The sequence below is a fragment of the Glycomyces rhizosphaerae genome (assembly GCF_042647865.1).
Classification (GTDB): Bacteria; Actinomycetota; Actinomycetes; order Mycobacteriales; family Micromonosporaceae; genus Glycomyces; species Glycomyces rhizosphaerae.
Genome location: NZ_JBHRWO010000007.1, coordinates 170,454 through 184,368, shown reverse-complemented (window position 1 = coordinate 184,368; position 13,915 = coordinate 170,454). Strand labels below are relative to the sequence as shown.

11 protein-coding genes are annotated in these 13,915 nt (G+C 69.7%); 6 read left to right on the top strand and 5 right to left on the bottom strand.

The window, feature by feature from the left end:
* Positions 1 to 141 precede the first annotated feature (141 nt).
* Together ACFO8M_RS07650 and ACFO8M_RS07645 are read left to right on the top strand one after the other, a co-directional pair.
* Positions 142 to 1,884, top strand: a complete 1,743-nt coding sequence (locus ACFO8M_RS07650; RefSeq protein ID WP_387972807.1) for an acetyl/propionyl/methylcrotonyl-CoA carboxylase subunit alpha — start codon at positions 142 to 144, stop codon at positions 1,882 to 1,884.
* Positions 1,885 to 2,068: 184 nt separating this feature from the next.
* A complete protein-coding gene (locus ACFO8M_RS07645) occupies positions 2,069 to 3,505 on the top strand; it encodes a GuaB1 family IMP dehydrogenase-related protein (RefSeq protein ID WP_387972804.1) in 1,437 nt (478 codons plus the stop codon).
* 432 nt (positions 3,506 to 3,937) lie between these two features.
* Here ACFO8M_RS07645 and ACFO8M_RS07640 read toward each other — a convergent pair whose 3' ends face one another.
* Together ACFO8M_RS07640 and ACFO8M_RS07635 are read right to left on the bottom strand one after the other, a co-directional pair.
* The gene (locus ACFO8M_RS07640) at positions 3,938 to 4,579 is read right to left on the bottom strand and encodes a response regulator (protein ID WP_387972801.1); all 642 of its coding nucleotides are present in this window, start codon (positions 4,577 to 4,579) and stop codon (positions 3,938 to 3,940) included.
* On the bottom strand, positions 4,576 to 5,493 hold the full coding sequence (locus tag ACFO8M_RS07635) for a sensor histidine kinase (protein ID WP_387972798.1): 918 nt from the start codon (positions 5,491 to 5,493) through the stop codon (positions 4,576 to 4,578). Before ACFO8M_RS07635 ends, ACFO8M_RS07640 begins: the two co-directional genes overlap by 4 nt.
* 119 nt (positions 5,494 to 5,612) lie before the next feature.
* Between ACFO8M_RS07635 and ACFO8M_RS07630 the strand changes: the two genes are divergently transcribed.
* From ACFO8M_RS07630 to ACFO8M_RS07620, 3 genes are all read left to right on the top strand, one after another.
* On the top strand, positions 5,613 to 6,374 hold the full coding sequence (locus ACFO8M_RS07630; protein ID WP_387972795.1) for an ABC transporter ATP-binding protein: 762 nt from the start codon (positions 5,613 to 5,615) through the stop codon (positions 6,372 to 6,374).
* Positions 6,371 to 7,126 carry an ABC transporter permease gene (locus ACFO8M_RS07625; RefSeq protein ID WP_387972792.1) on the top strand — a complete coding sequence of 252 codons (756 nt, stop codon included), beginning with the start codon at positions 6,371 to 6,373 and terminating at the stop codon, positions 7,124 to 7,126. The genes ACFO8M_RS07630 and ACFO8M_RS07625 overlap by 4 nt, the downstream gene beginning before the upstream one ends.
* Positions 7,127 to 7,323: 197 nt before the next feature.
* Positions 7,324 to 8,349, top strand: a complete 1,026-nt coding sequence (locus tag ACFO8M_RS07620) for a lectin-like domain-containing protein (protein WP_387972789.1) — start codon at positions 7,324 to 7,326, stop codon at positions 8,347 to 8,349.
* Between the two features lie 123 nt (positions 8,350 to 8,472).
* Here the strand turns inward: ACFO8M_RS07620 and ACFO8M_RS07615 are convergent, their stop codons facing one another.
* Positions 8,473 to 9,858, bottom strand: coding sequence for an NAD(P)H-quinone dehydrogenase (locus ACFO8M_RS07615; RefSeq protein ID WP_387972787.1), 1,386 nt, complete (start codon positions 9,856 to 9,858; stop codon positions 8,473 to 8,475).
* 61 nt (positions 9,859 to 9,919) lie between these two features.
* On the opposite strand from ACFO8M_RS07615, the gene ACFO8M_RS07610 reads away from it, so the two are divergent.
* Entirely contained in the window at positions 9,920 to 10,363 is a 444-nt protein-coding gene (locus ACFO8M_RS07610) for a gamma-glutamylcyclotransferase family protein (RefSeq protein WP_387972784.1), read from the top strand.
* Positions 10,364 to 10,517: 154 nt separating this feature from the next.
* On the opposite strand, the gene ACFO8M_RS07605 is transcribed toward ACFO8M_RS07610, so the two are convergent.
* Both ACFO8M_RS07605 and ACFO8M_RS07600 read right to left on the bottom strand, forming a co-directional pair.
* Entirely contained in the window at positions 10,518 to 11,708 is a 1,191-nt protein-coding gene (locus ACFO8M_RS07605) for an amidohydrolase (RefSeq protein WP_387972781.1), read from the bottom strand.
* Between the two features lie 513 nt (positions 11,709 to 12,221).
* Entirely contained in the window at positions 12,222 to 13,808 is a 1,587-nt protein-coding gene (locus ACFO8M_RS07600) for an acyl-CoA mutase large subunit family protein (protein ID WP_387972779.1), read from the bottom strand.
* Positions 13,809 to 13,915: the final 107 nt, after the last annotated feature.

Here is a 13,915-nt window from a genome sequence, read left to right as displayed (position 1 = left end):
TCGTTTAAGCAATCACGCTAAAAATTAGACAACACTTGTTGTGGAGACCCTCTAGCTCGTAGGCGGTTTATGCCGGTTCATCCGGGGCTCCGGTGATGCCGTCCCCCCAGTCTCCTATACCCGGCCATTACACTGCGGAACGTGCGCAAGGTTTTGATCGCCAACCGCGGCGAGATCGCAGTGAGAGTCATCCGGGCCTGCCGGGACGCCGGGTACGAGTCTGTCGCCGTCTACGCCGACGGCGATCGCGATGCACCCCACACGCTCCTGGCCGATGAGGCCTTCGCCCTCGACGGCCTCACGGCCACCGACACGTACCTGCGGGTCGACAAGCTCCTGCGGATCGCCGAGCGGTCCGAAGCGGACGCCGTCCACCCCGGATACGGGTTCCTCTCCGAGAACGCCGAGTTCGCGCAAGCCGTGATCGACGCCGGGCTCATCTGGATCGGGCCGACGCCGCAGTCCATTCGCGACCTCGGCGACAAGGTCACCGCCCGCCACCTCGCCATGAAGGCGAACGTGCCGCTGGTGCCCGGCACCAAGGACCCCGTGAACGACGCGACCGAGATCCTCGCGTTCGCCGACGAGCACGGCCTGCCCGTGGCCATCAAAGCCGCCTTCGGCGGCGGCGGCCGCGGCCTCAAGGTCGCCCGCACCCGCGAGGAGATCCCCGACCTCTTCGAATCCGCTGTGCGCGAAGCCGAAGCTGCCTTCGGGCGTGGCGAGTGCTTCGTCGAGCGCTACCTCGACCGGCCCCGCCACGTCGAGGCCCAGGTCCTCGCCGACACGCACGGCAACGTCATCGTCGTCGGCACCCGCGACTGCTCGCTCCAGCGCCGCCACCAGAAACTCGTCGAAGAAGCGCCCGCGCCCTTCCTCACCGACGAGCAGCGCGCCACCATCCACGCCGCGTCCAAGGCCATCTGCAGGGAAGCCGACTACCACGGCGCCGGCACCGTCGAGTTCCTCGTCGCCGTCGACGGCACCATCTCCTTCCTCGAAGTGAACACGCGCCTCCAGGTCGAGCACCCCGTCTCCGAGGAGACCAGCGGCCTCGACCTCGTGCGCGAGCAGTTCCGCATCGCCTCCGGCGAGGCCGTGCCGCTCACCGAGGACCCCGCGCCGCGCGGCCACTCCATCGAGTTCCGCATCAACGGCGAAGACCCCGGCCGCGGATTCCTCCCCGCCCCCGGCGCCGTCACGAAACTGCGCCTCCCGGCCGGCCCGGGCGTGCGCGTCGACACCGGCATCGAAGAGGGCTCCGTCATCGACGGGAACTTCGACTCGCTGCTGGCCAAGGTCATCGTCACCGCCCCCACCCGCGAAGAGGCCCTGCGCCGCTCCCGCCGGGCGCTCGCGGAGATGGAGGTCGAAGGCCTCGCCACCGTGCTCCCGTTCCACCGGGCCGTCATCGAGGACCCGGCGTTCGCCGTCGACTTCACCGTCCACACCCGCTGGATCGAGACCGAGTGGGACAACACCCTCGAGCCGTACAGCGCCGGCGCCGCCGGCGGCAGTGAGGCCGAGGAACGCACCAGCCTCGTCGTCGAAGTCGGCGGCAAGCGCCTCGAAGTGTCGATCCCCGCCGGGCTCCTCAACCCCGTCGCTTCGAACAAGCCGAAGAAGCGCGGCCCCAAGAAGAAGGCCGACGCCGGCCCCGTCATCGGCGGCGACGGCCTGCCGTCCCCGATGCAGGGCACCATCGTGAAGGTCGCCGTCGCCGACGGCGACTCCGTGGTCAAGGGCGACACCATCGTGGTCCTGGAGGCCATGAAGATGGAGCAGCCCATCGAAGCGCACAAGTCCGGCACCGTCTCGGGCCTCGAAGTCGCCATCGGCGACGTCGTCGCCGCGGGCGCGCCGATCTGCCAGATCTCGGAGTGAGCGGGCACGAGGCGTAACGGATCTGTCAGATCGCAGACTTACAACCGGCCGGTCGTAGAGGGACAATAGTGAGTGCTGTGCGTAGCACCACATGCACTGCTCTCACCGACCGAAAACCGGTTAGGGTTCCCGGCGGCGGAATTTCTCCGTCCGGAACCCGACCACTCCCATTAGGGGGACAGCCATGCGCTTCATCGACGGACAACCCGGCCACGACCTCACCTACTCGGACGTGTTCATGGTGCCGAACCGGTCGTCCGTGGCCTCGCGCCTCGACGTCGACCTGTCCACGGGCGACGGCACCGGGAACTCCATCCCGATCATCGCGGCCAACATGACCGCGGTCTCGGGCCGGCGCATGGCCGAGACGCTCGCCCGCCGCGGCGCCCTCGCGGTGATCCCGCAGGACATCCCCGTCGACGTCGTCGCCGACGTCATCGCCCGCGTCAAATCCCGCCCGCTCGACTGCGACGCGGCCCTGACCCTCCCGCCCACCGCCACGGTGGCCGAGGCGATCGCCCTCTTCCCCAAGCGCGCCCACGGCGCGGTCATCGTCACCGACTCCGAGCGCCGCCCGCTCGGCGTGGTCACCGAAGCCGACTGCCGCGGCGTCGACCGCTTCACGCAGCTCGAACAGGTCGCCTCCGACCGGCTCGTCACCCTGCCCATGGGCCTCTCGAACGCCGAGGCGTTCAAGATCCTCGAAACCGCCAACGTCAAGCTCGCGCCCGTGCTCGACGCGGACGGCCGACTCCACGGCGTCCTCACCCGCGCCGGGGCCCTGCGCAACACCATCTACCAGCCCAACACCGACGCCGCCGGGAAGCTCCGGATCGCCGTCGCGATCGGCATCAACGGCGACGTCACCGGCAAGGCCGCCGCGCTCGTCGAAGCCGGGGCCGACGTGATCGTCGTCGACACCGCCCACGGCCACCAGGAGAAGATGCTCGACGCGCTCAAGCTCGTGCGCGACGCCGCCCCGAACCTCCCGATCGCCGCGGGCAACGTCGTGACCGCCGAAGGCACGACCGACCTCATCAACGCGGGCGCCGACATCGTCAAGGTCGGCGTCGGCCCGGGCGCCATGTGCACCACCCGCATGATGACCGGCGTGGGCCGCCCGCAGTTCTCCGCGGTCCTCGAATGCTCCGCGACCGCCCGACGCTACGGCAAACACGTATGGGCCGACGGCGGCGTGCGCCACCCCCGCGACGTCGCCCTGGCACTGGCGGCCGGCGCCGCCAACGTCATGATCGGCTCCTGGTTCGCCGGAACGCACGAATCGCCCGGCGACATGCACTACGACGCGGACGGCCGGGCCTACAAGGAGTCCTTCGGCATGGCCTCGGCCCGCGCCGTGAAGGCCCGCAGCGCGAGCGACTCGTCGTTCGATCAGGCCCGCAAGGCCCTGTTCGAAGAAGGCATCTCCACCGGCCGGATGTACCTGGACCACAAGCGGCCCGGTGTGGAAGACCTGCTCGACTCGATCGTGGCGGGCGTCCGGTCCGCGGCGACGTACGCGGGCGCGACCACACTGGAGGAATTCCACGAGCGCGCGGCCGTGGGCGTCCAGTCGGCGGCCGGCTACACGGAAGGCGCCCCGGTCCCCAGCAGCTGGTAAGCGATACGCCTCGTAAGCGGTACGAGTGCAACCACGGGCGTCCGCCGCAAGGCGGGCGCCCGTGGTGTTGCACGCTCCGTCTCTCAAAGCACCGTCTGGGTCTTCGGGCTCTTGGCGCGTGCTTGGTGCGGGCGCACCGGCACCTTGCCGGTGCGCCCGCGGTGTTCTCTCGCGAGGTGTCCTGGCGGGAGCCGAGCGCGGGTGCACCCGCGCTCGGTCTTCGGGGGCGGCCCCTTGGATTCCCACTTCGCCGCCAGTCCTGCCAGGACCGGATCGCCACTCCGCACTTCCACCACCACCGGCGGAGCAGCTGTTTTTTATCTATCAACAATCACATGTCCGGCAACGAGTGCCAAGGACTATTTTCTGCCCTGTGGATAACTTTGCGAGGTTTTCTATGATTGCGGGTGTCGGTGCAGGTCGCAGGCTTTTTCAGCTTCTCGCGTCCCTCGCCAGCATCGCGGCCTGGACCCGGTTCGCGCACTCCAGCTTCGCCAGCACGCGGCTCACGTACGTCTTCACCGTCGCCTCGCTCATGTGAGCTCGCCCGGCGATCTCCGCGTTCGACAGGCCCTCGGCCACCAGGTCCAGGACCTCGCGCTCGCGCGCGGCCAGCCGCGCGACGCGCTCCACCGCGTCCCGGCGTCTCGGCACCGACTCGGGCGCAATCAGGCCCAGCACCATCCGCGTCACCACCGGCGACAGGTACGCCTCCCCCGCCGCCACCGCGCGCACCGCCGTCACCAATTCCTCAGGCGCGCAAGTCTTCAGCACGAAGCCCGCCGCTCCTTTCTCGACCGCCGCGAGGACGTTTCCCTGATCCCCGAACGAGGTCAGCACCAGCGCCCGCGTCCCCGGCGACACCGCCGCCAAGCGCTCGACGACCTCCAGGCCGCCAAGCCCCGGCATGTGCAAATCCACCAGCGCGACGTCAGGCCGGTGCCTCTCGATCGCCGCCACCGCCTCGCGGCCGTCGTGCGCGGTCCCCGCGATCGCGATCCCGGCCGCCTCCAAGACCGTTCGCACGCCCGCCACCACGAGCGGCTCGTCGTCGGCGATCACCACCGCGGTCATGCCTGCGACCCCGCGAACACGCTCAAGGGCAGCATCGCCAGCAGGACCACGACAGTCACGATGGCCGCCCCCCGGATCGCTCCCGGCACGCGAACGCCCGCCAGCGCGGTCCGTGCCGGGGCGGCTCGAGGGAGCATGGCGCTCAGGCGGAACCGGCCGTCCTCGGCCCGGCAGTCCAGCAGTCCCCCGGCCGCGTCGGTGCGTTCGCGCAGTCCGGTCAGTCCGTGGCCGCCCGAGTTCGCGGGTCGACTGTGGGCCTCGGTGGCCAGTTCGTTCTCGACTGCGACCAGTAGGGCGTCGTCCTCCCAGGTCACGGTCGCGGTGATCGGCCGGCCCGGCGCGTGCTTGACCGCGTTCGCCATGCCCTCCTCCAGGACCGCGTAGGCCGCGCGGGCGCCGGTGGCGGAGATCGGGCCGGGTGTGCCGCTTTGGTGCAGGTCGACCGTGACTCCCGATTCGACGAACTGCGAGGCGAGCGCGGCGGGAGCGGCCGGGTCGAAGAGCGGTCCGCCTTGTGCCGCAGGCTGGTCGCGGTGCTCGGGCATGTCGTTTCTGAGCACGGTGACGAGGCCGTGCAGGTCTTCGACGGCGGCGCGGACGGTGTCGCCCATCTGCCTGGCCTCGCCGCGCAGTTTCGGGTCGGTCTCGCGGACTTCCAGGGCTGCGGCTTGGAGTGCGGCGAGTCCGAGGCGGCGGCCGATGCGGTCGTGCATGTCGCGGGCGATCCGCAGTCGTTCGCGGTGGACGGCGGCTTCGCGTTCGCGCATCGAGCGCCGGTAGCGCTGCCAGAGCGCGACGACGACGGTGCCGGCGAGCAGTGCCAGGATCCCGGAGGGCACCGGCCCGGCGGGGAGGGCGGCGATGACGGCGAATTCGGCCAGGACCACCGCGATCGTCGCGAGGAGACCTCTCATACGGCCAGGGTACGCATCGGCCCGCGCTAGGCGGGCTGTCGGCGCGGTTCACTTTCGTCGCGTTTTCCGGCGACCTTCGGGGACTATGCCTCGGGGGCTGGGATTCCTACGGTGGCAATGTGATCGAAGTATGCAATCTGACCAAGCGGTATCGGGGCGGCACGGCCGTCGACGATCTGTCATTCACTGTGGAGCCGGGTCGCGTCACCGGTTTCCTCGGACCCAACGGCGCGGGCAAGTCCACGACGATCCGGCTGATCCTGGGCCTCGACCGTCCGACGAGCGGACACGCCACTGTGAACGGGAGGCCGTACGCGTCGCTGGCTCGGCCGCTGACGGCGGTGGGCGCGTTGATGGAGGCCGGTGACCTGCATCCGACTCGCAGTGTCCGCGAGCATCTGCGGTGGCTCGCGCGCACCAACGGCATCGGCGAGCGGCGGGTCGGCGAGGTCTTGGAGGCCACGGGCATGTCCGGGGCCGCCCGGAAGCACGCCAAGGCGCTCTCGCTCGGTATGAAGCAGCGTCTCGGGGTCGCCGCGGCCCTGCTCGGCGACCCGGGCGTGCTCATTCTGGACGAGCCGGTGAACGGCCTCGATCCTGAAGGGGTGGTGTGGATCCGGAATCTCATGAAGGGTTTCGCGGCCGAGGGGCGCACGGTCCTGGTGTCGAGTCATCTCATGTCGGAGATGGCGTTGACGGCCGAGCACCTGGTCGTCATCGGGCGCGGCCGGCTCTTGGCCGACACGTCCACGAAGGCGTTCATCGCGACTCATGGCGGCGCTGACGGCGGCGGGGCGAGTCTGGAGGAGGCGTTCATGCGGTTGACGGGCGCGTCGGTCGAGCATCGGAGCGGTTCGAGCCGGTCGGGGGGCCTCCGATGAGCGGTTTCGCGCGGGCGGCTTCCGCCGAGTGGGTGAAGATCCGCTCGGTTCGTTCCACGGTGGTCACGTTGGGTCTGTTCGCGCTCGTCGCGCTCGGGCTGAGCTGGTTGGTCGCCAGCGGTTTCAGTCCCGGGGGACCGAAGACCGATGCGATCCTCCCGGTGTTCTTCGGGCTGCTCACCGCGCAGCTGGTGCTCGTGACGTTCGCGGTCGCGACCGCGGGCGCGGAGTTCTCGACGGGCACGATCCGGGCTTCGCTGGCGGCCGTGCCTTCGCGGGGGCGGTTGTTCGCCGCGAAGATGACGGCGGTCGGCCTGACTGTCGGGGCTGCGGCGCTGGTCGTGGAGTTGTTGGTGTTCGGGCTGGTCCGGGTCGTCATCGGTGATGCGGCCGCGCCGTTGAACGAATGGTGGACGATGGAGGCGCTGCTGGGCGGTTGGATCCACTTGACGTTGTTGAGCGTGTTCACGGCGGCCGTCGCGGTGATGTTGCGCAGCACCGTGGTCACGTTGTCGGTCCTGCTGCCGGTGCTGTTCCTGTCTTCGCAGGGGCTGGGGAACCTGGATGCAGTCAGGCCGGTCGCGCAGTACCTTCCCGACCAGGTGGGCATGGTGATCATGCACATGACGGTGCCGGGGGACCCGCGGTTCGGGCGGGACTACGGGCCTTGGGAGGGGCTCGCGATCCTGGTGCTGTGGACGGTGGCGGCGCTGTTGGGCGGCTGGTTCGCGATGCGCCGCAGGGACGCCTGAGGCAGGAACAGGGGAATGGGGGCGGCGGCCGGTTCCGGTCGCCGCCTCTGGACCATGTGGACTGTCCTCAGTTGCCCGAACGGACGTCATCTCTCAATGTGGTCATATAACTTCTCTCTGTAATCGGCCTTCGTTTTCTGGGCCGCGGAACTCGCGGGCGCCGTCGGCGCCGCGCGTCACAGATCGAAGGAGTTCCTGTGAAACGCATTGCCAAGTTCGGGTCGGGTTCGATGGTGCTCGCGGCGGCGCTCGTGGCACTGCCCGCGACGGCAGGAGCCGGGGCAGCCGGGGTCGAAGAGAAGACGCTGCTCGTCTCGGAGGACTTCACCGGCAAGACCGTCGGGGACGAGAACTTCGCCTCGCTCAGCGCCTGCCTGACGGCGGCCACCGAGCTGATCGGCGAGGACGCTTTCGACTCGTGCGCGGACCAGGACGCCGGCCCGGTGCCGACCTCGGGCAAACCGCACGGCTACCTCCAGTTCACCGACGCCGGCAAGTACGACGCCGGCGGGATCGTCTACAACGACGCGCTGCCGTCGAAGAACGGCATCGAGGTGACGTTCGCGCAGTACCAGTACGGGGGCACCGGCGCCGACGGCATCTCCTTCTTCCTCGTCGACGGCGACACCGACCTCACCCAGACCGGCGCCATCGGCGGCAGCCTGGGGTACGCCCAGATCGACAACGTCGTGACGGACGTCCAGCAGCCCGGCGTCGAAGGCGGCTACCTGGGCCTGGGCCTGGACGCCTGGGGCAACTTCTCGGCCGACACCGAGGGCCGCGGCAGCGGCTGCCCCGATGACCAGCAGGCCCCCGAGCACTTGCGGATCTCGGCCAACCGCGCGCCGAACAACGTGGCGCTGCGCGGCCCCGGCGACGGCTACGAAGGCTACTGCCTGCTCGGCACCACCGCCACCGACGAGCAGATCGGCGAGTACCCCGACGGGCTCCTCTACGGCACGAACTTCCCCGAGACGCTGACCGTCGACACGCTCGAGGAGTCCAAGCGCCTCGTGAAACTGAAGGTCACGGAGAACGGTGACGGCGCGGCCAAGGTCACGGTCGACCTCGACTTCATGGACGGCAACGGCTGGACCCGGGTCCTGGAGTCGACGGTGCCCGAGGACCTGCCGGAGACGTTCAAGTTCGGCTTCGCCTCCTCGACCGGCGGCGCGACCGACGTGCACCTGCTGCGCCACCTGCGCGTGGAATCGCTCATGTAGACCTCGGAACACGTTGCAGGGCCCGTGCCGATCGGCACGGGCCCTTGCTCTCGCGTTGCTCGATTACGGCTCGCGAGCTTCGCCGAGACTGCTTGCGAGCCGTAAACTGGCACAGCGGTCGTCTTAGAACTCCATGAGCTGGCGGGCGGCCTCGGCGACCGAGCCCGACAGCGACGGGTAGATCGTGAACGTGCGCGCGACCTGCTCGACGGTGAGCCGCTGCTCCACTGCGAGCGCGATCGGGGTGATGAGCTCGGAGGCGCGGGAGCCGACCACGACGCCACCGGCGACGATCCCCGAAGAGTTCCAAGCGAAGAGCTTCACGAATCCCTCGGTGCGGTCGACCATCTTGGCGCGCGGGTTCGACGCGAACGGCAGCAGCACGCCGCGGCAGTCCACTTTGCCGGAGTCGACGTCGGCCTGGGTGACGCCGACCGAGGCGAGCTCGGGGTCGGTGAACACGTTCGCGGCGACGTGGGCGAGCTTGATGGGGCGCACGGCCTCGCCGAGGGCGTGCCAGATCGCGATGCGGCCCTGCATGGCCGCGACCGAGGCGAGGGCGTGGACGCCGGTGACGTCGCCCGCCGCGTACACCCCCGGCACGTTGGTGCGCGAGACCTTGTCGACGGGGATGAAGCCGCGCTCGTCGACGCTGATCCCGTAGGCGTGCAGGCCGAGGTTGTCCGAGTTGGGGATCGAGCCGACGCAGATGAGGGCGTGGCTGCCCTCGATGACGGTGCCGTCGTCCAGTTCCACTTCCACACCGGTGTCGGTGCGGCGGGCGGCGGCGGCCCGGGAGTGGTTGCGCACGTCCATGCCGCGGCGCACGAAGACGCGCCCGACGGTCTCGGCGGCCTCGGCGTCCTCATGGGGCATGACCCGGTCGCGCGAGGAGATCAGGGTGACGTGCGAGCCCATCGCGTTGTAGGCGGAGGCGAACTCGGCGCCGGTGACGCCGGAGCCGACGACGATGAGGTGCTCGGGGAGCTCCTTGAGGTCGTAGAGCTGGCGCCAGGTGAGGATGCGCTCGCCGTCGACGGGCGCGGAGGTGAGGGTGCGGGGGGTGGCGCCGGTGGCGATGAGGACGACGTCGGCGTCGGCGTCGAAGGGCTCGCCTTCGACGGGCACCACGTGGAGTTCGTGCACGTAGTTGTAGCCCTTGTCGACCCGCAGCGCGCCGCGGCCGTAGACGATGTTCACGCCGGCGTTGACGAGCTTCTGGGCGATGTCGGCCGACTGCTGCGTGGCGAGTCGCCGCACGCGGCCGTTGACCGCGCCCGCGTCCGCGGTGGCCTCTTTCGTGCCGACGCCGAGCTCGCTCGACTCGTGGATCTCGGTGAGGACGGAGGAGGCGGCGATGAAGGTCTTGGAGGGCACACAGTCGGAGAGGACGCAGGCGCCGCCCGCCCCGGTGGCCTCGATGAGGGTGACGTCGGCGCCGAGCTGGGCCGCCACGAGGGCGGCCTCGTACCCGGCCGGGCCTCCGCCGATGATCGCTACTCGTGCCACGGTGCGCCTTTCGGTGTTCGGGATGCTTCAAAGCGGGCAGGTTTAAGGGTATCTTCGAGGCGTGCATCTCTATGCTGCGTATGGCTCGAATCTCGACCCTGCCCGAATGCGCGCCACCTGCCCGCGGTCGCCGCTGGTGGGCACGGGCTGGTTGGAAGGCTGGCGCCTGACCTTCGGCAACGCCGACCTGGGCTCGGAGACGGCCGTCGCCACGGTCGTCGAGTCCCCCGGCGAGCGGGTCTTCGTGGCGCTCTACGACCTCGACCCGGCCGACCGCCAGGTCCTCGACGAGCTCGAAGGCCTGAATTCGGGGCTCTACCGCAGAATGCACACCCAGGCCGCGACCCTCGAGGCGAACCGCCAGGTGTGGCTCTACGTCTTCGAAGGCTTCGAGGGCGGGCTCCCGAGCCAGTGGTACCTCGACGAGATCATGCGCGCCGCCGAAGAGGCCGGCGCCCCGCAGGACTACATCGAGGCGCTCCGCAAACGCCCCACCGCCGAATAGGCCGGTTCGCCCGGACGGCACTGTCGTACCCCGCGCGTACGTTGGTTGACCGGGGGCGCTTCGGATGTCCGATTTGTGCAGACGCTCCGTTCACATTCCTGGAACGCCAGCGGGGGGAGCCGCTTCGCGACTCCCCCGATCAGCTTGTGCGCCTTCAGAACGCGGGGCTCGCCGCCGCGGCCAGGACCGTGTGGGTCATGACGCGGACGCCGTGGGCCAGCGCGCGCTCGTCGATGTCGAAGTTGCCCTGGTGGATGTCGAGGCGCTCGCCCGGGCGGCCGACGCCGAGGCGGGCCATCGCCCCGGGGACCTGCTCGAGGTAGTACGCGAAGTCCTCGCCGCCCATGGACATCGGCGCTTCGGCGACCGCTTCGTCGCCGAGGGCGGCGGCGGTGGCGCCGGCGAACATCGCCGAGGCCAGGCGGTCGTTCACGACCGGCGGGACGCCGCGGCGGTAGTCGATCTCGCATTCCACGCCGGAGGCGCGGGCCACCGACCGCGTCACCTCCTGCACGAGGTCGGGGATCATGTCCCAGGTCTCACGACCGTGGACGCGCACGGTGGCGCGCGCGAGCGCCTCCTGCGGTATCGCGTTCGCGGCCTCGCCGGCCTGCACCGCGCCGAAGACGATGGCGACGGACTGGCGCGGGTCGAGGCGGCGGGAGACGAGCGCTGGCACGTCGACCACGACACGCCCGATGGCGTTCACCAGATCGGAGGTCAGGTGCGGGCGGGAGGTGTGGCCGCCGCGGCCGGTCATGCGGACCTCCATGACGTCGCACGCGGCCGTCAAGGGGCCGTTGCGGACGGCGACCTTCCCGGCCGGGAACTGCGGGTCGCAGTGGAACGCGAAGATCGCGGCGACGTCTTGCAGCGCCCCGTATTTGATCATCGTGGGCGCGCCGGAGGGGAACTGCTCCTCGGACGGCTGGAAGACGAGCCGGAAGCGTCCGGGCAGGCCTTCGCGGCGTTCGATCTCGGCGAGGACCCGGCCGAGGCCGATGAGCATGGCCGTGTGGGCGTCGTGGCCGCATGCGTGGCAGACGCCGGGGACGGTGGAGCGGTACGGGACCTGCTTGGGGTCCTGGATCGGCAGGGCGTCCATGTCGGCGCGGATGGCGATCACGCGGTCGCCGGTGCCGATGTCGCAGGTGAGGCCGGTGCCGTCGGGGATGAGCTGCGGGTCGAGGCCGGCTTCGGCGAGGCGGGCGGCCACGTAGTTCGCGGTGTCGTGCTCCTGGCGCGACAGCCGCGGGTTCGCGTGTATGTGGCGGCGGGCCGCGATGACCTCGCCCGCGTGGGCGGCGAGCCAGCCGTCCAAGAATTCGGGCAGCGACATGGACATGGCCTGCTCCTCAGCGGCGTTGCCGGAATTGTCTATCGAAGGGAGTGCACCGGGTACCACGAGACACGATTCGGGCGCGATGGCGCTCGGCAGCGGCTCATTGGACTTTGTGGCGGTACCCATCTCGACGACTTTCTCCGCAGTGAGCGTAAACATTCCTTCGCGCCTCGCAATTCGCGTTCGAGGATCAAAGCCAAGGGAGGGCGATTCGGCAAGCTTAATCCGATCGCGCTCCGTTGCGGCCAGCGCCGTGATTTGCGACGCCCGGCCCCGTCGCCGCTGGTCCCCGATCCAGTGGTGACGGTTGCACGACGGATGGTCACGGCTCTTCGGCCGCACCCGCCGTCATGAGGCATAACGCTTGCCGGGGCGTTAAGTTACGGCCGAGATCCGATTTTCATACAGAACTCGGACGCGCATGTCGGGCATGGCGCGTCCGCGGACCAGTGTTTCCCGGCGGGCGCGAATCGTCGACAGACCCGTTGTGCGCTTCGCCTATCGGTGACCGGGTGGTCACCAATTGTCGGTGGGTACGTATCGTCCCCATTCGGCGGCGAGTGCGGTGCAGACTTCGCCGACCGTGGCTCCCGCGGCGAGTGCGGCTTTGAGCGGATAGAGCACATTGTCGGTTCCGGTGGCGGCGCGTTTCACGCGGTCGAGGGCGTCGGCGAGCACGGTTTCATCGCGGGAGGCGCGGTGTGTGACGAGGCGCGCGACCTGCGAGGCCTCTATTGCGGGGTCCACTTTGAGCGGTTTATAGGGCACTTCGTCGCCATTGAGGACATAGGCGTTGACGCCGACGACGGTCTGCTCGCCCGAGTCGATGCGTTTGGCGGTCTCGTAGGCGCTGCGTTCGATCTCGCTCTTCTGGAAGCCCTCTTCGATGGCGGCGACAACGGAGCCGTGGGCGAAGACCGCGTCGATGAGGCGCAGGGCCTCGGCTTCGATCTCGTCGGTGAGGGCTTCGACGGCGAAGGAGCCGGCGAAGGGGTCGACGGTGGCGCACAGGTCGGTCTCGTTGGCGATGACCTGCTGGGTGCGCAGGGCCAGGCGCGCGGAGGCGTCGGTGGGGAGGGCGATGGCCTCGTCGTAGGCGTTGGTGTGCAGGGACTGCGTGCCGCCGAGGACGGCGGCGAGGGCCTGGACGGTGACGCGGGCGAGGTTGACTTCGGGCTGCTGGGCGGTGAGCTCGACGCCGGCGGTCTGGGTGTGGAAGCGCAGTTTGAGCGAGCGGGGGTCCTTGGCGCCGAAGCGGTCGCGCATGATGTGGGCCCAGAGGCGGCGGGCGGCGCGGAATTTGGCGACTTCGGAGAGGATCGTGGAGCGGGCCACGAAGAAGAAGGAGAGGCGGGGGGCGATGGCGTCGACGTCGAGTCCGGCGGCGAGGGCGCAGTTGACGTACTCGATGCCGTCGGCGAGGGTGAACGCGAGCTCCTGCGCGGCGGTGGCCCCGGCCTCGGCCATGTGGTAGCCGGAGATGGAGATCGTGTTCCATTGCGGCAGTTCGGCGGCGCAGTACGCGAAGGTGTCGGAGACGAGCCTCAACGAGGGCGCGGGCGGGAAGATGTAGGTGCCGCGGGCGATGTACTCCTTGAGGATGTCGTTCTGGATGGTCCCGCGCAGCCGGGCGGGGTCGATGCCCCGCTCTTCGGCGACGAGCTGGTAGAGCAGGAGGAGGACGGCGGCGGGGGCGTTGATGGTCATCGAGGTCGAGACCTCGTCGAGGGGGATGCCGCCGAACAGGACCCGCATGTCGGCGATGGAGTCGACGGCGACGCCGACCTTGCCGACCTCGCCGGCCGCTTCGGGCGCGTCGGAGTCGTAGCCCATCTGGGTGGGCAGGTCGAAGGCCACGGACAGGCCGGTGGTGCCGGCCTCCAGGAGGTCGCGGTAGCGGCGGTTGGACTCCGCGGCGGTGGCGAACCCGGCGTACTGGCGCATCGTCCAGGGCTTCGAGGTGTACATGGACGGGTGGACGCCGCGGGTGTACGGAAAGGACCCGGGTTCCCCGAGTCTTTCCGGGAGGTCCGGTGCGGCGTCGTCGGGTCCGTAGACGGCCTGGATCTCGATCCCGTCTCGGCCTTGCGGTGACGACTGCATGGCTGCCATCCTAGGGGTCGATCTGCGTCTTCGGGAAGGAGCGACCACTCTCCGGGGGCGATGCCGAGCCCGGTCCCGCGCCCCATTACGGCATCGGTGGTGAACCG